This is a genomic window from Halocynthiibacter styelae (genome assembly GCF_016123485.1).
Lineage (GTDB): Bacteria > Pseudomonadota > Alphaproteobacteria > Rhodobacterales > Rhodobacteraceae > Halocynthiibacter > Halocynthiibacter styelae.
In genome coordinates, this window is sequence record NZ_JADCKQ010000005.1 from 260,524 (window position 1) to 279,660 (window position 19,137).

Annotated in this window: 17 protein-coding genes and 1 tRNA gene; 11 read left to right on the forward strand and 7 right to left on the reverse strand. The window is 54.2% G+C overall.

What is annotated here, in order from left to right; all coding sequences use genetic code 11:
* The first annotated feature begins 3 nt into the window (after window positions 1-3).
* The 7 genes from H1D41_RS09170 to H1D41_RS09200 all read left to right on the forward strand — a co-directional run bounded on the left by H1D41_RS09170 (window position 4) and on the right by H1D41_RS09200 (window position 7,342).
* Entirely contained in the window at window positions 4-822 is an 819-nt protein-coding gene (locus H1D41_RS09170; RefSeq protein WP_228848618.1) for an ABC transporter ATP-binding protein, read from the forward strand.
* Window positions 823-833: 11 nt separating this feature from the next.
* Window positions 834-1,793: a branched-chain amino acid ABC transporter permease gene (locus H1D41_RS09175; RefSeq protein ID WP_228848619.1), complete on the forward strand. Its 960-nt coding sequence runs from the start codon at window positions 834-836 to the stop codon at window positions 1,791-1,793.
* A 4-nt stretch (window positions 1,794-1,797) separates the two neighbouring features.
* Window positions 1,798-2,874 carry a branched-chain amino acid ABC transporter permease gene (locus H1D41_RS09180; protein ID WP_228848620.1) on the forward strand — a complete coding sequence of 359 codons (1,077 nt, stop codon included), beginning with the start codon at window positions 1,798-1,800 and terminating at the stop codon, window positions 2,872-2,874.
* Between the two features lie 71 nt (window positions 2,875-2,945).
* Entirely contained in the window at window positions 2,946-4,235 is a 1,290-nt protein-coding gene (locus H1D41_RS09185; protein ID WP_107496635.1) for an ABC transporter substrate-binding protein, read from the forward strand.
* 64 nt (window positions 4,236-4,299) lie between these two features.
* Window positions 4,300-5,124: an ABC transporter ATP-binding protein gene (locus H1D41_RS09190; protein WP_228848621.1), complete on the forward strand. Its 825-nt coding sequence runs from the start codon at window positions 4,300-4,302 to the stop codon at window positions 5,122-5,124.
* A 14-nt stretch (window positions 5,125-5,138) separates the two neighbouring features.
* Window positions 5,139-6,335 (forward strand): phenylacetate--CoA ligase family protein, encoded by a 1,197-nt coding sequence (locus tag H1D41_RS09195; protein ID WP_228848622.1) that lies wholly within the window; start codon window positions 5,139-5,141, stop codon window positions 6,333-6,335.
* Between the two features lie 137 nt (window positions 6,336-6,472).
* Window positions 6,473-7,342 (forward strand): hypothetical protein, encoded by an 870-nt coding sequence (locus H1D41_RS09200; RefSeq protein ID WP_228848623.1) that lies wholly within the window; start codon window positions 6,473-6,475, stop codon window positions 7,340-7,342.
* 116 nt (window positions 7,343-7,458) lie between these two features.
* Here H1D41_RS09200 and ykgO read toward each other — a convergent pair whose 3' ends face one another.
* Window positions 7,459-7,584: a type B 50S ribosomal protein L36 gene (gene ykgO, locus H1D41_RS09205; protein ID WP_005850168.1), complete on the reverse strand. Its 126-nt coding sequence runs from the start codon at window positions 7,582-7,584 to the stop codon at window positions 7,459-7,461.
* A gap of 106 nt (window positions 7,585-7,690) precedes the next feature.
* Window positions 7,691-7,765: transfer RNA gene (locus tag H1D41_RS09210), tRNA-Val, on the reverse strand.
* 173 nt (window positions 7,766-7,938) lie between these two features.
* Between H1D41_RS09210 and H1D41_RS09215 the strand changes: the two genes are divergently transcribed.
* Window positions 7,939-8,802: an N-formylglutamate amidohydrolase gene (locus tag H1D41_RS09215; protein ID WP_228848624.1), complete on the forward strand. Its 864-nt coding sequence runs from the start codon at window positions 7,939-7,941 to the stop codon at window positions 8,800-8,802.
* Between the two features lies 1 nt (window position 8,803).
* Here H1D41_RS09215 and H1D41_RS09220 read toward each other — a convergent pair whose 3' ends face one another.
* Window positions 8,804-10,066, reverse strand: coding sequence for a DNA polymerase IV (locus H1D41_RS09220; protein ID WP_228848625.1), 1,263 nt, complete (start codon window positions 10,064-10,066; stop codon window positions 8,804-8,806).
* Window positions 10,067-10,177: 111 nt separating this feature from the next.
* Here H1D41_RS09220 and H1D41_RS09225 point away from each other — a divergent pair, with 111 nt between their 5' ends.
* Complete coding sequence (locus tag H1D41_RS09225) at window positions 10,178-11,077, forward strand: SPFH domain-containing protein (protein ID WP_107496629.1); 900 nt, start codon at window positions 10,178-10,180, stop codon at window positions 11,075-11,077.
* Window positions 11,074-11,355 (forward strand): NfeD family protein, encoded by a 282-nt coding sequence (locus H1D41_RS09230; RefSeq protein WP_228848626.1) that lies wholly within the window; start codon window positions 11,074-11,076, stop codon window positions 11,353-11,355. Before H1D41_RS09225 ends, H1D41_RS09230 begins: the two co-directional genes overlap by 4 nt.
* Before the next feature lie 70 nt (window positions 11,356-11,425).
* Here H1D41_RS09230 and pyrF read toward each other — a convergent pair whose 3' ends face one another.
* Complete coding sequence (pyrF, locus tag H1D41_RS09235) at window positions 11,426-12,136, reverse strand: orotidine-5'-phosphate decarboxylase (protein ID WP_228848627.1); 711 nt, start codon at window positions 12,134-12,136, stop codon at window positions 11,426-11,428.
* 70 nt (window positions 12,137-12,206) lie between these two features.
* Window positions 12,207-12,452: a hypothetical protein gene (locus H1D41_RS09240; protein ID WP_228848628.1), complete on the reverse strand. Its 246-nt coding sequence runs from the start codon at window positions 12,450-12,452 to the stop codon at window positions 12,207-12,209.
* 415 nt (window positions 12,453-12,867) lie between these two features.
* Between H1D41_RS09240 and clpB the strand changes: the two genes are divergently transcribed.
* Entirely contained in the window at window positions 12,868-15,483 is a 2,616-nt protein-coding gene (clpB, locus tag H1D41_RS09245) for an ATP-dependent chaperone ClpB (protein WP_228848629.1), read from the forward strand.
* A 480-nt stretch (window positions 15,484-15,963) separates the two neighbouring features.
* Here clpB and H1D41_RS09250 read toward each other — a convergent pair whose 3' ends face one another.
* Both H1D41_RS09250 and H1D41_RS09255 read right to left on the reverse strand, forming a co-directional pair.
* Window positions 15,964-17,148, reverse strand: a complete 1,185-nt coding sequence (locus tag H1D41_RS09250; RefSeq protein WP_228848630.1) for an acetyl-CoA C-acyltransferase — start codon at window positions 17,146-17,148, stop codon at window positions 15,964-15,966.
* Entirely contained in the window at window positions 17,145-19,088 is a 1,944-nt protein-coding gene (locus H1D41_RS09255) for a 3-hydroxyacyl-CoA dehydrogenase NAD-binding domain-containing protein (protein ID WP_228848637.1), read from the reverse strand. Before H1D41_RS09255 ends, H1D41_RS09250 begins: the two co-directional genes overlap by 4 nt.
* Between the last annotated feature and the right edge of the window lie 49 nt (window positions 19,089-19,137).

Consider the following 19,137-nt stretch of genomic DNA (forward strand, 5'->3'; position numbering starts at 1 on the left):
ACCATGAGTGTAACAGACCTCGAACCTTACACCACAGAAGACGGTCGCGAGATCGGCGGTGTGGTTATGGAAATGAAAAACATCACCCTGCGCTTTGGCGGTGTGGTGGCGATCAAAGACATCTCGTTTGACATTCGTCAGGGCGAAATCCGCGCGATCATCGGGCCAAACGGCGCTGGTAAATCTTCCATGCTGAACGTGATTTCGGGTTTTTACACCCCGTCTGAAGGCCAGGTTTGGTATCAGGGGCAACCGCGCCCTGCAATGAAGCCGTTTGAAATCGCCCGCCAGGGTGTTGCGCGGACTTTCCAGAATATCGCGCTGTTTGAGGGCATGAGCACGCTTGATAACATCATGACCGGTCGTCTGACCCATATGAAATCTTCCATGCTCAGCCAGGGTCTCTGGTGGGGGAAAGCCCAGCAGGAAGAAGCAAAGCATCGTGAAGTCGTTGAAAAGGTGATTGATTTTCTGGAAATTCAGAACATCCGCAAAACACCTGTTGGTCGCCTGCCTTATGGCCTGAAGAAACGCGTGGAACTTGCACGCGCTTTGGCGGCGGAACCGCAGATCCTGCTGTTGGATGAACCAATGGCTGGCATGAACGTTGAGGAAAAAGAGGACATGAGCCGCTTTATCCTGGATGTGAACGACGAATTCGGTACCACCATCGCCCTGATTGAACACGATATGGGCGTTGTGATGGATCTGTCCGACCGGGTGGTTGTGATGGATTACGGCAAGAAAATCGGGGACGGCACACCGGATGAGGTGCGCAACAACCAGGATGTGATCGACGCCTATCTCGGCGTGGCAAATTAAGGGGGAATGACATGGAATTCTTGAAAAAACTCTTCGTTGACCCCTTCGTTGAAATGGTCAGCTACCCGGATTTCCTGATGCAGGTGCTTTGGGAAGGTCTTGTGTCCGGCGTGCTTTATTCGCTTATCGCGCTTGGCTTTGTACTTATCTTCCGCTCATCCCGGATCTTCAACTTTGCCCAGGGCATCATGGTTGTGTTTGCAGCGCTGACGCTGGTGGGTTTCCACGCCATGGGCATTCCGGCCTGGGTTTCGGTGATCTTCACCCTTGGGGTTATGGCGCTGCTGGCGATTACGATTGAACGTGTGGTTCTGCGCCCGCTGGTGGGTCAGCCTGACATCATTCTGTTCATGGCCACAATCGGTATCACATTGTTCCTGATTGGCGGTGGCGAACTGATCTTTGGTGGTGAAACCAAACGCATGATCACCAGTGATCTGGGCATTCCGACCGGTTCCGTTGACTTTGAACCTTTCGGTGGCCTGCTGATCCTGCAACATCTTGATATCACGTCTGTTGCTGCGGCGGTGGTCCTGGTGACCGGCCTGCTGATCTTCCTCAACAAAACCCGCATGGGCCGCGCGATCCGCGCACTTGGTGATGACCACCAGGCAGCCTTGTCTGTTGGGATCTCACTGCGCACTGTCTGGGTTCTGGTCTGGTTTATCGCAGGTGTGATTGCCCTGATGACCGGTATCTTCTGGGGCGCACGTGCTGGTGTCAGCTTTGCGCTGGAAGTCATCGCTTACAAAGCGCTTCCGGTTCTGATGCTGGGTGGCCTTGAAAGCATCACCGGCGCGATTGTCGGCGGTCTGGCAATTGGCCTCCTTGAGAAACTGTTTGAAATCTATTGGGGTCAGCCATTGCTGGGCGGCGGTACCGAAACCTGGTTCGCATTTGTCCTTGCTCTGATTGTGCTTCTGTTCCGTCCACAAGGCCTGTTTGGCGAAAAAATCATCGAAAGGGTCTGAGAACATGTTTTACAATACTGCTGGCCAGTTCAAAACAAGCTACACCAAAGACCAGTCACTGTTTCCGGTCAAACAGGATGCGATCCTGCTGGGTGTGGTCCTTCTCTGTGCCTGGATCATCTTCCCGATGACCGCATCAGAGTTCACCTTCAAAACCATGCTGATGCCGGTTTTGTGCTACTCTCTCGCCGCCCTTGGCCTGAATGTGCTGACAGGTTTCGCCGGTCAGCTGTCCCTGGGGACTGCCGCCTTCATGGGCGTGGGCGCCTTCGCGTGCTACAAGCTGATCACCATCTTCCCTGAGATGAACATCATCGTAGCGATCCTGTTGTCTGGGGTGTTCTCATCTGCGGTTGGCGTTGCCTTCGGTCTGCCAAGCTTGCGTATCAAAGGGTTCTATCTGGCGATTGCCACACTGGCCGCGCAGTTCTTCCTCGTGTGGCTGTTTGAAAAGTGGCACTGGCTGTCAAACCACAACCCGTCCGGCGCGATTGAGGTTCCGAATATTGATATGTTTGGCATCACGGTTGCCGGTCCGAATGCAGCACCAGTGACGCAATACTATCTGATCCTGGCGATCGTTACCCTGATTACCATCGTCACAATCAACCTGACACGTGGCAACCAGGGCCGGATCTGGAAAGCGACCCGCGATATGGACATCGCCGCAGAACTGATCGGGATTAATCTGCTGAAGTCCAAACTGACCGCTTTTGCTGTTTCCAGCTATATTGTTGGTGTGGCGGGTGCATTGTTTGTCTTCCTGAACCTGGGTGCGGCAGAGCCAAACTTCTTTGACATCCCGCTGTCCTTCAAGATCCTGTTCATCGCGATCATTGGTGGTCTTGGGTCCGTCATGGGCAACTTCATGGGGGCGATCCTGATTGTGGCCCTGCCGGTTGTGATCAAGTTCCTGCCAGACGCAATCGGGCTTGAAATCAACCCTGCTACGGTTGAGCATCTGAACATCATGACTGTTGGCGCGTTGATCATCTTTTTCCTGATCATCGAACCACACGGGCTGGCACGTCTGTGGCAGCTGATCCGTGAGAAACTAATTATCTGGCCATTCCCGCACTAAGCGGGGGTGACCCAACAAGACCAATAAGAAAACGACGAAAAGTAATCCAAAACTCTGGGAGGAGACTGAAGATGAAGAAACTGACAAGCTTTGCGGCAGCCGCCGTTATGGCAATCACCGCAGGCGCTGCAAGTGCCGAAGGTCTGTCCACGCCAAACCTCAGCTATCGTACCGGCCCATTTGCGGCGACAGGTATTCCGCTCATGAACGGTCAGCGTGACTATATGCTGATGCTGAACGCCCGTGATGGCGGCATCGGTGGCGTTCCGGTTGATTTCTCTGAATGTGAAACCGGTTATTCCACAGAAAAAGGTGTGGAATGCTATGAAGCAACCAAAGGCGACGCCATTGTGACCCAGCCATGGTCCACCGGCATCACCCTGCAGGTTCTGCCCAAAACCAACGTGGATGAAATCCCGATCCTGGCGCCCGGCTATGGCTTCTCGCCAATGGCGGATGGTTCCGTATTTAACTGGGCCTTCAACATGCCTGGATCTTACTGGGATGCGGCATCCATGATCCTGAACGAGATTTCAGGCAATGATCTGTCTACCCTGTCCGGTCAGAAAATCGCATTCCTGCACCTCGATCACCCATTCGGCAAAGAACCACTTCCGTTCCTTGAGAACATGGCGGAAGAGCATGGTTTTGAACTGCTGCCGATCCCGGTTGGTCTGAAAGAAATGCAGAACCAGTCCGCACAGTGGCTGCAAATTCGCCGCGAACGCCCTGACTATGTTGTCATGTGGGGCTGGGGTGCGATGAACGCTGGTGCGCTGACCGAAGCTGTGAAAACCCGCTATCCAATGGATCAGTTCCTTGGCGTATGGTGGTCCGGCCACGATGGTGACATGGAAGCTCTGGGCGAAGCTGGCACTGGCTACCGTTCCATCAGCTATTCCGCACCACAGCCTGACGCACAGGTTATGGCGGACATCCGTGAATATGTGTTCGACAAGGGTGACTCTCTCGCAACCGAAAGCGAACTTGACTGGGTGTTCTATCAGCGTGGTCTCGTGATTTCTGCGATGCTGGCTGAGGGTATCAAGACTGCTCAGGATCACTTTGGTGAAGGCGAAATCACTGCGTCTCAACTGCGTTGGGGGCTGGAAAACATCAACCTGACCGACGAACGCCTGGCTGAAATGGGCATGACCGGTATGGTTGCGCCATTCTCTACCTCTTGTTCCAACCACACGGGTCACGCTGGTGGCTGGATGCTGCAGTGGAACGGTTCCGAGTGGGAAGTGGCTTCTGATCACCTGATGCCAGACAGCGAAGCAATCCGTCCGCTGGAAGTGGCTGCTGCTGCAGAATACGCAGAAGCAAACGCTCCATGGCCCATCGCTGACTGCGAATAACTGATATCCCGGCCGCAGCCCCGTGTTGCGGCCGGACCCCACTGATTTTTTCAGGAAGAGAACCATGCTGGACGCCGAAAAAACAAATAACGCCTTGCTAGAGGTCAACAATATCGAGGTGATCTACAACCACGTGATCCTCGTTCTGAAGGGCGTCAGCCTGTCGGTTCCCAAGGGCGGCATCACCGCGCTTCTGGGTGGGAACGGCGCTGGCAAAACCACAACCCTGAAGGCCATTTCAAACCTGCTTCATTCTGAGCGTGGCGAAGTGACCAAAGGCTCTGTTTCCTATCAGGGGCAGGAAGTTCAGGAACTGAACCCCGCCGCTCTGGTAAAACGTGGTGTGATCCAGGTGATGGAAGGCCGTCACTGTTTCGAACACCTGACCGTTGAAGAAAACCTGCTGACCGGCGCCTACACCCGCCGCGATGGCCGTGCCGAGATCGAACGCGATCTGGAAATGGTTTACACCTATTTCCCACGCCTGAAAGAACGCCGCAAAAGCCAGGCTGGCTATACATCCGGTGGTGAACAACAGATGTGTGCCATGGGCCGTGCGCTGATGTCGCGCCCTGAAACCGTGCTGCTGGATGAACCTTCCATGGGTCTTGCGCCGCAGCTTGTTGAACAAATCTTTGAGATCGTGAAAAGCGTGAATGAAGGCGAAGGCACGACCTTCCTTCTGGCCGAGCAAAACACAAACGTCGCGCTGAAATATGCGCATTACGGCTACATCCTTGAAAACGGTCGCGTTGTGATGGATGGCCCGGCGGATGAGCTGCGCGAAAATCCGGATGTTAAAGAATTCTATCTCGGCGTATCTGATGATGGCCGCAAAAGCTTCCGTGACGTGCGGTCTTATCGTCGCCGTAAGCGGTGGTTGAGCTGATTGGAGGTCCGCGCATGACTTTTTACGATGATCGTGAGACCCGTTCCGCAGATGAACGCGCCGCAAGCCAACTGGCCGATCTGCGGGCACAGCTACCCCGTGCCCGCGCGGCAGAAGGCGCCTGCAATCTGGATGGACCAGATCTGGCATCTCTGTCTGATTTGGCCGCCTATCCGGTGTTGCGCAAATCTGACCTGTCAAAATGGCAGAAAGAAAAGCCACCCTTTGGCGGGTTTGCGGTGAAGAACGCTGCGCATATTTTCCAGTCCCCGGGTCCGATTTATGAACCCGGCGGCATCAGCCACGATTGGTGGCGCATGGGGCGTTTCCTGCATGCGGCGGGCATTGGTGCGGATGACATCGTGCATAATTGCTTTGGTTACCACCTGACCCCAGCCGGAATGATCTTTGAAAGCGGCGCGCGCGCGGTTGGGGCGACTGTCCTGCCTGCAGGTGTTGGGCAGACCGAACTTCAGGTCCGTGCGGCTGCCGATATCGGCACCACGGCTTATGCGGGCACGCCGGATTATCTGAAGGTGATCCTCGATAAAGCCGCTGAAATGGGTGAGACCCTGAAAATCACCAAAGCAGCTGTTGGTGGCGGGGCGCTGTTCCCAAGCCTGCGTCAGGAATATGCGGATCGCGGCATCACCTGTTTGCAAAGCTATGCGACTGCGGACCTGGGCAACATTGCCTATGAATCCGACGCGATGGAAGGCATGATCGTTGATGAAGGCGTGATTGTTGAAATCGTCACGCCTGGCACCGGCACACCTGTCGCAGCGGGTGAAGTGGGTGAAGTTGTGGTGACCACACTGAATCCCGATTACCCGCTGATCCGATTTGCCACCGGTGATCTTTCCGCAGTTCTGCCTGGTCAGTCCCCCTGTGGCCGCACCAATACACGCATCAAAGGCTGGATGGGCCGTGCGGATCAGACGACAAAGATCAAAGGCATGTTTGTCCGTCCGGAACAGGTGGCTGATCTTGTTGCGAAACACGATGAGATCATCAAAGCCCGCATCATCGCCAGCCGTGAAGGTGAGATGGACATTATGACTGTGCAGGTCGAGGCATCAGGCGGTGACAAAGCCGCCTTTGAAGGCTCTGTCGCAAGCCTGCTGAAGCTGAAGGGCAAAGTCGAAATCCATGCACCGGACAGCCTGCCGAAAGATGGCAAGGTGATCGACGATCAACGCGTGTATGACTAAATATGTATCAGGGATGAGTGCTTCGCTTACCCCTGATACAACCAATTCAACCTGACGTTGTTTCCCTGTCCATTTAGGCATCCTCAAAAATGTTGCGATTTAGTGTAAAACTAATGTGACATGAGAGGGGAAACACAATGCGCGATATTTTCAAACCGGCAATTCCACTGGCTCTTCTGGCGGGGATGTCTTTTCCTGCTCACGCCGAACGCCTTGGAAGCCTGGGCCTGAGTTACACAAACCATTCAGGGGAATCGGTTTCCGACAATATTGAGGAAACCAGCCACGGGCTTACAGCTGACTACTCGCTGGGCTGGGTTCTGGGTGACCGAAATCGGATAATTATCGACGCTCTTTATCGAAGTGATACATATTCTGCCAATATGGCTGAGGGCGATCCGTTCGGGGATCAGGCCCAAATTGGTCTGCACTACCAATACGCCTTGTCCGAACGTCTGAGCCTGGGTCTTTTTGCCGGGCATGGCCGTGCCGATCATGATGATCCCCGCGAAGATTATATCGTCAACTTTATTGGTCTTGAAGGGATATATAACCCGGGGGGGCACTTCACCTTTTTCGCGCAACTTGGCGCAGTGGATTCTCCGAACTCGGACTCTCAGAGCAGTTCAGGTTATGACAATGGCGAAATATATCGTCTGGGCGTCACCTACACAGGCTGGGAACGAACGTCCGTTCTCTTCGATTTCGAATACGGTCAATCCGATGAATATGAGGACAGTAATGAGCCAGGCGAATTCCTGGTCGTTGGCCTGTCAGGCGAAACCCGACTGCGAAACAACCCCAAATGGGCCATCAATTACGGCATCCGGTACGGAAAATATAATGCACGAAATGACGATGACAATATCGAGGAAACATCAGTTACACTTGGCGCCCGATACTATTTTGGCCGTTCAGCGGCATCATCCAACAGTGTCGCGGACGGGCTGATTGGCCTGCCGTATACACCACTGCGCGCCAGCGCCTGGACACCTGCACTGGACTGAGCATGGAGCACAAAAACGCCTGGCTCTGCTTTCAGGCGTTTTTTTACACACAAAGCGTCAGACAAAAAAAAGCCGCCCCAAACCGGGACGGCTTTTTTTATCTAAGCTGGTTCAGCTCAGCCCTGACGGGCTTTGAACCGGCGTTGTGTTTTGTTGATCACATAAACACGGCCCTTACGGCGTACAACGCGGCAATCGCGATGACGGTTCTTGAGCGAGCGGAGCGAGTTGCGGACTTTCATAAGCCTTATCCTCATGTCGCGGCGCGCAAGAAACGTGCGCCTCGGGTTAAATCTCTGCATCACCGGCTCATCCGATGACTGTGCCTGTTTTATTCCTGGCGAGGAATGGTGGACGATACTGGGATCGAACCAGTGACCCCTTCGATGTCAACGAAGTGCTCTACCGCTGAGCTAATCATCCGCCGTTGCCGCCCCATCTATCCCTTTCTGCCAGCGTTGACAAGCACTGCATAAACAAAAGGGACGCGGATGAGGCCGCGTCTGTGGGCTGTCTATAAAAGGAGTCGGAGCGGGGATCAAGAGCTTTTGGCAAAGGAGTTTTCCGCATCTGTAAATAGTGGTACAGATTGAAGAATGACAGAGTTGCCTTATCAGATTCTCCGGCCCTTACGGCAGGATACAGCGGTGGTTTTTGCCTCGCCCCATTCCGGGCGCCGCTATTCTGGCGAATTTCTGAAACAAACCGTTCTGGATGAAAACGCAATTCGCAGCTCTGAAGACGCCTTCGTCGATATGCTTTTTCAGGACGCAGCTGATTTCGGCGCCCCCTTCATCCACAGCATGACACCCCGCGCCTATGTGGATCTGAACCGGGCCGCCGATGAACTGGATGGCGCCCTGCTGCATAATGTTCCCAAAACCCGCAGCAACCCACGTGTGGCGTCAGGCCTGGGGGTGATTCCGCGTGTTGTCGCAAGAAGCCAGGCCATTTACCGTGGCAAGCTTCAGAAATCTGTGGTGCAACATCGCCTGGACGCCTGCTGGCACCCTTATCACAACGCATTAAGTGATCTGCTGGCGGAAACAGCGGATCTTTATGACCGGGCAATCCTGATCGATTGCCATTCCATGCCGCATGAAGCGCTGGATTCTTTGTCCCATACAGGCGTGAAGCGCCCTGACATTGTCATTGGTGACCGGTTCGGATCGTCCTGCGCCCCACATATCACCACCCGCGTTGCCGAAGCCTTCCGCGCAAAGGGGTTCACCGTATCGCACAATCTGCCCTTCGCGGGCGCATATATCGTACAGCATTATGGCCGCCCCTCCCTGCACCGACATGCCCTTCAGATAGAGATTGACCGCAGACTTTACATGGATGAAGTGAAGATTCAGCCAAACGCTGATTTCGAAAGCTTCCGCCGGACGCTGAACGACATTATCAAAGAGATCACCGCAATCGGACGCAGCAATCAGTCATTGCTTGCTGCGGAATAAATCAGTTCAGAGATCGCCCCTTGCGAATCGCATCCTTGCCGAAACGCGCGCGGATTGCGTCCGACGCACGTTCCACTTTTTCGCGCTGCCCGGCATCCGGATCCAGGAGATCCGCAAACTGATCAGCCCCTTCCGCCGACACGAGATCACTGATGCCAACCCCTATGAGCCGAAAAGGCCCCTCATCAACGACCTGATCAAACAAGGCACGCGATGTCCGGTAAATCCGGTCAGAAAGTTGTGTTGCACCAGGCAGGGTCACGCGGCGGGTCAACGCAGAGAAATTTGCACGCTTTAGTTTCAGCGTCACAACACGACCTGCATAGTTCTTTGCTTTGGCCCGGTCCGCAACCTGTTCAGACAACCGCCACAGGTGACCATCCAGCAGGTCAATATTACTACTGTCTTTCGAAAGCGTGGTTTCTTTTGAAATACTTTTCACCGGATCATTCGCAGACACACGGCGATAATCTTCACCACGGGCAAGATGATATAGCCGTTCCCCCATAGAACCGAAACGGGCAACAAGATCTTCTTTTTCCCAGCGCAACAGATCATCAAATGTCCGAACCCCGGCCTTTTCAAGCGATTGCTGCCCGGCAGGACCAATCCCCCAGATCAGGCGCACAGGTTTGCCTGCCAGAAAATCCGCAGTTTCCCCCTTCCCGATGATCGAATACCCACGCGGTTTATCCAGATCCGAAGCCACTTTCGCCAGATATTTGTTATGAGACAAACCAATGGAACCCGTGATCCCCAGCTCATCTTTCATCCGTTTCACCAGCCGCGCAAGCATCACCGCAGGCGGCACACCATGCAGGCGTTCCGTACCAGCAAGATCCATAAAAGCTTCGTCCAGTGACAGCGGTTCTACCTTTGGCGTCAGTTCATCCATCATCGTGCGCACTTGCCTGGATACAGTCGCATAGGCCTCCATCCGTGGCGGCAGGAACACACCATCCGGACACAGCTTGCGCGCCTGAAACGCGGGCATTGCAGACCGCACCCCACGAATGCGGGCAATATAACAGGCTGTCGACACAACGCCGCGATCTCCGCCACCGATAATCACAGGCTTATCGCGCAAGTCCGGATTGTCACGCTTTTCAACCGACGCATAGAAAGCATCACAATCCATATGCGCAATGCTGAGAGAAAACAGTTCAGGATGTGACAGTAGCGCAGGCCGCCCACATGCAGGGCAACGCCGCCCCGCAGGCGGGTCAGAAAATTTCGTAAGGCATTCGCGACAGAGGGTTGGCATGGTGGTAATTTATGTGGAAAACAGACCGGGAACAACCTGCGTTACACTAGGCGACCCTTGAAGGTCAGCTTTTGTGACCTATATATAGTAAGTAACAACAAAGGGACAAAAATGGATATTATTGCTGATATTTTCTCACTTCTGGGCGGCGGCGGCGTTGTTGGCCTGCTTTTTGCTCTGTTTATTATTGTCTGTATTTTCCTGGGCGTGCGCATTGTGCCACAATCGGAAAAACATGTGGTTGAACGGTTTGGTCGTCTGCGTTCTGTGATGGGGCCGGGCATTAACTTCATCGTGCCTTTCCTGGACCGCATTGCACATAAAATCTCCATTCTGGAACGCCAGTTGCCAAATGCCAGTCAGGATGCGATCACATCAGACAACGTATTGGTGCAGGTTGAAACCTCTGTGTTTTACCGCATCACTGAGCCAGAGCGCACAGTATACCGGATCCGCGATGTGGATGCTGCGATCTCCACCACTGTTGCAGGTATCGTACGTGCCGAAATAGGTAAAATGGAGCTGGACGAAGTACAGTCAAACCGTGCTCAGCTGATTTCTCAGATCAAAGTTCTGGTCGAAGATGCTGTTGACGACTGGGGCATCGAAGTGACCCGGGCTGAAATCCTGGATGTAAACCTGGACCAGGCGACCCGCGATGCGATGCTGCAACAGCTGAACGCGGAACGTGCCCGCCGTGCACAGGTGACTGAGGCTGAAGGCACCAAACGTGCAGTTGAGCTGAACGCAGACGCCGAACTTTACGCGGCTGAACAAGGTGCGAAAGCCCGACGTGTTCAGGCCGACGCCGAAGCCTATGCAACCGAAGTCGTGGCCAAAGCCATCAAAGACAACGGCATCGAAGCCGCCCAGTATCAGGTTGCCCTGAAACAGGTCGAAGCTTTGTCCGAGGTTGCAAAAGGCGCAGGCAAGCAAACCGTTCTTCTGCCGTCCAATGCGCTGGATGCCTTTGGGGATGCGTTTAACATGTTGAAAGGTGGCTCAAAATGATCTGGACAACCTGGTGGGCCTGGCTCGCAGGCGCGCTGATCCTTGGCATCCTTGAAGTCCTGGCCCCCGGGGTGATCTTTCTGGGCTTCGCCTGCGGCGCTGCACTGGTTGGTCTGCTGTTCGCGATCGGGCCCGTCGGGGATTGGCTGGCCACATCCTTTCCGATGACCATGGTTATCTTTGCCCTTGCTTCGCTTGCCTCATGGGTCATCCTGCGGCAAGTCATGGGAAAACGGCAGAACCAGCCGAAGATTATCGAAAACGATATCAACGACTGAGTTTATTCAAGACAAACAAAAAGGCGGTGCATTTTCTGCACCGCCTTTTTTTTAATTTCTGTAGCTCTGCTCAGAGAGCCGCCAGTTCTTCCACGATCGACTGTGCCGCTTTGCGCGGATCTTCTGCACGCCAGATCGGACGACCGACAACAATATGATCTGCACCATTGGAAATCGCCTGGGCTGGTGTGGTGATGCGTTTCTGATCCCCTGCATCCGCGCCCGTAGGACGCACGCCAGGAGTTACGATCAGCTTACCCTCTGCTTCCGGCAATGCGCGGATCACGGTTGCTTCATGCGGGGAGGCAATCACACCATCTGCACCAGCCAGGAAAGCCTTTCCGGCCCGTTCTTGCACCAGATCTTTGATGTCGCCTGGTTTGATCAGCGCGCCATCAAGATCCTGCCGATCCAGTGATGTCAGAATGGTCACAGCCAGAATTTTCGTATCTGCGCTGCCTTTGCCTTCCTGTGCGGCTTTCACCACATAGGGATCACCGTGAACTGTCAGGAAATCGAGTTCAAACTGCATCAACCCGCGCACCGCGTTTTCAATGGTTGCGCCGATATCGAACAACTTCAGATCCATAAAGATCTTTTTGCCGAATTCGCCCTTCAGTTCATTCGCAAGCGCCATGCCACCATTGGACAGCATGCCAAGGCCAATTTTGTAGAAACTGACGGCATCACCAAGTTGCGCTGCAACTTCCATTCCGGTGATTGCATTCGGAACATCGAGGGCAACAATCAATCGATCATCTGAGGCACGCATATCTGACATAGGAAACTCCCTTGCTGAAGGTTTCCCTCTCATAGGGGCTCAAAGCAGATCGGGCAAGACAGTGCCCACCTCAGCCCCGTGAGGATGGGCGAATAACCTGTGGCGGATCCCCGGGAAAATGCGCACCGACATCTTCAAGATACCTTGCCCTTCCAAATAGTTTTGCCTTGGGGAGCTGTTGTTTTTTTAAGGGCATTTTCTCAAATCGTTTCACGAATTCTCTGACCGCCTGCGGCAGTCCCCTCTCTCGCATATGCTTCTTTTCTATATCACGATCTTCCCGCGGCACCGGTTTGATGTTTATTTCCATCCGCATTGATCAGCACCCTTCCGCATTATTTGCAGCCGGATACAGACCAGTCGTGGCTTCAAATCCAATCGTTACAAAAGGCCAGAATATCCTGTCTGTTATTGCGATCCGCACGCCAAGGTTTCTCTGATCAAGTGATATGAACTCAATGCAACCTTCATACCTGAGTTCCCGCGCCATACATTCTGCGTTCAGCATCCGACTGTTAAACTGCATCATTCTGCTCCGGTTCTTATAACTGTCTGCTACTCAACCATCAGATGGTAAAATTTCACTAAACGTCCGATCACATAGGGAAATTATCTGATTTCACTGCCAGCACTTGAGTTTTTCTCAAAACGTCCCATCTTTATGAGTGAGGCTTCAGCAGGTTGCGCCAGACATTGGGCAACCCATTCGAAGCGCTTAAAAGGAGAGAACGATGAACCTCGAAAAGTTCACAGAGCGGTCCCGCGGTTTTCTGCAGGCGGCCCAGACGATTGCTACGCGGGAAAGCCATCAACGGCTTGGCCCTGAACACCTTCTGAAAGCCCTGCTAGACGACGACCAAGGTCTGGCCGCAAACCTGATCGCTGCTGCCGGCGGTGATGCGAAGCGCGTGCGGGACACCCTTGATGTCACCATGGGTAAAATTGCCAAAGTCACGGGCGATACAGGCCAGGTTTATATGGACAGCCAAACTGGTAAAGTCCTGGCAGAGGCGGAGAAAATCGCCACAAAAGCCGGTGATAGCTTCGTACCTGTCGAACGTATTCTGATGGCCCTGGCGTTGGTGAAATCCAAAGCGAAAGAGGCATTGGACGCCGGGAACGTTTCCGCCCAGAAGCTGAATGAAGCGATCAATGATATCCGCAAAGGCCGCACTGCTGATACAGCAAGCGCCGAAGACGGTTATGATGCGCTGAAGAAATACGCGAGTGATCTGACCGAAGCCGCACGCGAGGGCAAAATCGACCCTATTATTGGCCGTGACGAAGAAATTCGCCGCACCATGCAGGTTCTGTCGCGCCGCACCAAGAATAACCCGGTTCTGATCGGGGAACCAGGCGTGGGCAAAACCGCGATTGCTGAAGGTCTTGCCCTGCGGATCGTCAATGGCGATGTACCGGAAAGCATTGCGAACAAAAAACTGCTTTCGCTGGATATGGGGGCGCTGATTGCTGGCGCAAAATATCGTGGTGAGTTCGAAGAACGCCTGAAATCTGTCCTGACCGAAGTGTCAGAGGCTGCTGGTGAAATCATCCTGTTCATTGATGAAATGCACACGCTGGTTGGTGCCGGAAAAGGTGACGGCGCGATGGATGCCGCCAACCTGATTAAGCCCGCTTTGGCCCGTGGTGAATTGCACTGCGTTGGCGCGACCACGCTGGATGAATACCGCAAACACGTGGAAAAAGACGCAGCCCTTGCGCGGCGTTTTCAGCCGGTCGTGGTCGAAGAACCCACTGTTCCCGATACGATTTCCATCCTGCGTGGCATCAAAGAAAAATACGAGATGCACCATGGTGTGCGGATTTCCGACAGCGCACTTGTATCTGCGGCAACGCTTTCGCACCGCTATATCACCGATCGGTTCCTGCCGGATAAGGCGATTGACCTGATGGACGAAGCCGCGTCCCGCCTGCGCATGGAAGTGGACAGCAAGCCAGAAGAGCTGGACGCGCTGGACCGTGAAATTCTGCAGAAACAGATCGAAGCCGAGGCCTTACGCCTGGAAGATGACGTAGCTAGCAAGGATCGTCTGAAGACACTTGAAAAAGAACTGTCTGATCTGGAGCAACGATCTGCCGAAATGACGGCGCAATGGCAGGGCGAACGCGATAAGATGAATTCTGCGCGGGATATGAAAGAAAGCCTTGATCGTGCCCGGGCGGATCTGGAAATCGCAAAGCGCGAAGGCAATCTCGCCCGTGCGGGTGAATTGTCTTATGGTGTGATCCCTGAGCTTGAGAAAACACTGGCCGAAGCCGAAGGTCTGGAAGATGCCAAAATGGTGTCTGAGGCCGTACGTCCGGAACAGATCGCCCAGGTGGTGGAACGATGGACGGGCATTCCGACCTCGCGCATGCTGGAAGGTGAACGTGAGAAACTGCTGCGTATGGAAGACGAGCTTGGCAAACGCGTGATTGGTCAACGGTCCGCTGTCACGGCCGTTTCCAATGCCGTGCGTCGGGCACGTGCCGGGTTGAATGATGAAGGTCGTCCGCTGGGCAGCTTCCTGTTCCTTGGGCCAACGGGTGTGGGTAAAACCGAACTAACCAAGGCCGTCGCGGAATTCCTGTTTGATGACGACAGCGCGATGGTGCGCATTGATATGTCCGAATTCATGGAAAAACATGCGGTTTCCCGTCTGATTGGCGCCCCTCCCGGCTATGTTGGCTATGACGAAGGCGGCGTTCTGACCGAAGCCGTACGGCGTAAGCCTTATCAGGTGGTGCTGTTTGACGAGGTCGAAAAAGCCCACCCGGATGTGTTCAACGTGCTTTTGCAGGTGCTTGATGACGGGCAGCTGACCGATGGCCAGGGGCGCACTGTTGATTTCAAACAGACGTTGATCATCCTGACATCTAACCTTGGTGCACAGGCGCTGTCACAACTGCCCGAAGGGGCTGACGCAGCAGATGCAAAGCGCGATGTCATGGATGCGGTGCGCACCCATTTCCGTCCGGAGTTCCTGAACCGCCTGGATGAAACCATCATCTTTGACCGGCTGGCCCGCGGCGATATGGACGGCATCGTTGATATTCAGCTGGCACGGCTGGGTAAACGCCTGGCGGGGCGCAAAATCAACCTGGAACTGGATGACACAGCCAAAACCTGGCTTGCGGATGAAGGCTATGACCCGGTCTTTGGCGCACGTCCGCTGAAACGGGTGATCCAGCGCGCATTGCAGGATCGTCTGGCTGAAATGATTCTCTCAGGCGACATTCTGGATGGTGCGACGATCCCTGTCAGCGCCGGAACGGATGGGCTGGTTGTCGGTGACCGAATTTCAGAAAGCTCCCAAACCCCGCCGGATGAAGCGGTGGTTCACTAAAAGAAAAGCCCGCCAGAAATGGCGGGCTTTTTTGTGAGGTCTGAGAAAATGTAGGGCCGAGCATAAACTTGCACTGTGTCGGCGCTTTTATTGAGAAAATTTCATTTTCATATCGCTAACTTTGCACTCAATCTTGACCATAACTTTGCACCGCAATTTTGGCGGCTTTCCAAGCGTTGCTATCGTTCGTGATCTGCGAATCCCAAAGGAAGCGAACGGCCCAAGGCCGCCGCTGAGCGCTATTTTGAAATGCTGCAGTTGCAGCTCACCCGATGCGGTCATTGCCCCAATGTGCAGCATTATTGGTAGCCAGAGGCCTGACACACGGAGTGTTCAGACATTCGTTGCGAGTTTATTGCCTGCTATTTTCATATTTCATTCGACCTAAAACACAGCACATGCAGCAAGCGGCTGCTGCATGTGTCAGGTGGTCAATAACATAGCCATATGAAGTTCAGCTTGAACCCATTTCAACAGGTGTTAGGCGACTTCAAAAAGTGCAGCAACCCCCATGCCTCCGCCCACACACATAGACGTCACCACGTATTTTACGCCACGGCGTTTTCCTTCCAACAGGGCATGTCCAACCTGTCTGGCGCCGGTCATGCCATAGGGATGGCCAATGGAAATCGCGCCACCATTCACATTGTAGATCCTCGGGTCGATGCCAAGATGATCACGACAGAAGAGAGCCTGACAAGCGAAGGCCTCGTTCAGCTCCCAAAGCCCAATGTCTTTGATGTTAAGACCGGCGTTCTTTAGCAACTTAGGAATGGCATAAATTGGGCCGATCCCCATCTCTTCCGGTGCGTTTCCTGCAACAGCCATGCCGCGATAAATACCCAGCGGAGTGAGGCCCTGCTGCTCGGTCATTTTTCGGTCCATCAGCACACAGGCCGATGCTCCATCTGAAAGCTGGCTTGCATTTCCGGCTGTGATCGAACCACCTTCGACAATCGCATTCAGCTGACCAAGTGTTTCGGCCGTGGTGCCCGGCCTGTTGCCTTCGTCCTTTGACAAGGTCACTTCTTCCAGGGTCTCTTCCCCGGTTTCTCGGTTCTTAACTCTCTTGATAGATGTGATCGGGACGATCTCATCGTCAAAGGCGCCAGCGTCCTGAGCCCGTGCTGTCCGCTCCTGCGAAAGTGCCGCGTATTCATCTTGGGCCTCACGGCTTAGCCCAAAGGTGCGCGCGACGTTTTCGGCCGTCATTAACATCGGCATGTAAGCATGTTCAGATTGGGCGGTGACACTTGGGTCCTTTTCATCGCCAGCCCATTTCAGATATGCATTTTGCACTGCCGAGATATTCTCTTGCCCCCCTGCAACCGCAACATCCTGCCCATCGACAATGATCTGTTTTGCGGCCGTCGCAATGGCCATCAGTCCCGAAGAACACTGCCGGTCGATTGTCTGACCTGCAACTGTGTTGGGAAGACCTGCCGCCAATGCAGATAGCCTTCCAACATTCATCCCACCCGTTCCAGCAGTCAAAACCGACCCGACGACAACATCTTCGATCAACGCGGGGTCTACGCCTGCGCGTTCAACCGCGTGTGCGATCGCGTGGCCCATCATGGTCGGTGATTTGATGTTGTTTAGCGACCCCTTGAAGGCCACGCCAATTGGGGTTCGTGCTGTTGAGACGATAACGGCTTCTCTCATGATTTTTCCTTTTTGGCATCGAAATGCTCTGCAAGTGTCACGCCAGAAGACACTAATTCTGTCAACAAACGCGCAGGCGTGAACCACATTTCACCGTAGGCACCAAGTGACTGTCGATAATGGTTCATTCGGTTCAGAACATGGGCTAACCCGATTTCATCGGCATAATGCATCGGACCTCCACGCCAATTTGGGAAGCCATAGCCATTGGCCCAAATTAGATCACAATCACCGGGGCGCGTTGCGATGCCTTTTTCCAAGATCAAAAAACCCTCGTTGATCAGAGGATACAGGCACCGTTCAAGGATTTCCTGGTCGTTGATATCCCGGCGGGCCACGCCAAGTTCTTCTGCAAGTGCGGCGCTTATTTGCATGATCTCGGGGTCTTCGGCCCGTGTGCGGCCCTCATAGAGGTAACTTCCACGTCCGGTTTTCTGACCCAACCGGCCCAATTCAAACAACCTGTCCTGAACCGCCTGATATGCCGGGTCATGGGCAATTTCATCTCGCCGTTCCTGACGCACGCGTGCGCCCACATCGACTCCAGCCAGATCTGCCATCGCGTGAATGCCCATGGCCATGCCAAAATTCTCGAGGACATCATCCACCTGTTTGGGGGTCGCCCCCTCCAGAAGTAGACGCGAGCCTTCGCGGAAATACGGCTCCAGCATCCGGTTTCCAACAAACCCGTAGCACACGCCCACCGTGACAGGGAGCTTTCGGATCTTCTTGGCGGTTTTGATGGCCGTCGCAATGACGTCAGCCGCAGTTTTGGCGCCACGCACCACCTCCAGCAACCGCATGATGTTTGCAGGGCTGAAGAAATGAAGACCAATCACATCTTCCGGACGAGACGTGACTGCGGCGATTTCATCAATGTCCAATGTCGATGTGTTCGAGGCCAGTATGGCACCTTGTTTTGCATGTCGGTCCAAGTTTTCGAAAATCTGACGTTTGACATCCATGTTTTCAAACGCCGCCTCGATGATCAGATCGGCATCGCTCAGGTCTGCATAGTTAAGCGCCCCTGAGGCGTTAGACGAGAAGATCTGAGCGCGATCAGCACTCAGCCGTCCTTTATCGACAGCACGTTGAAAATGCTGAGATATTTGATCCAACCCCTGATCCAGAGCGCCTTGTGTGGTTTCCAATAACGTGACCGGATACCCGGCCTGAAGAAAGGCGATGGCAATACCGCGTCCCATTGTTCCGGCCCCAATCACCGCGACCGATGCGATGTCACGTGGCCGGTTCGCGCGGGCAACGCCTGGAACTTTCGTACATTCGCGCTCAGCAAAGAACAGATGGCGGCCCGCACGCGATTGCGGTGTATCCAACAGTTCGGCAAAACCTGCTTTTTCTTGCCTCAGACCCTCGGTCAGGGGCAAGTCGCACGCGGCCTCAATCGAGGTGAGGCATCGTTGTGGCGCAACAAGATTTTTGGTTTTCGCTTCAATGCTGCGGCGAAAATCCGCAAGAAACCCGTGGGGATCAGGGTGGGCAACCCGCATGTCTGCGCAATTGCGCTTAGGCGCCTCCAGACGGGCGATTTCGGTAGCGAAATCCACAGCTCGCGCACGAAAGTCCTGATCGTTCTCATACAGCTTGTCGACCAATCCGCACGACAGGGCAAAATCTCCGCTTACTGGATCCCCTGACAGAATCATGCGTGTCGCGGCCTCTAATCCGGCAATCCGTGGCAGTCGTTGGGTGCCCCCAGCGCCGGGCAGCAGGCCCAGCTTGATCTCGGGCAAGCCCATCACCGCATCTGGTGTCGCAACACGGTAGTCACAGGCAAGCGCGATTTCTAAAGCGCCCCCCATTGCAGGGCCCGCGATAGCCGCGATAACCGGTATCCGGCATGGACCTGTCTCGCTTTCGTGCCGCCCCAAGTGCTCGTTTAAGCCACTTTCCTTTCGAAAGCGACGGGGCTTTTCCACCCCAATGCTGAGTGGCGGCGACGTGGATTGTAGAACCCGTTTATATATT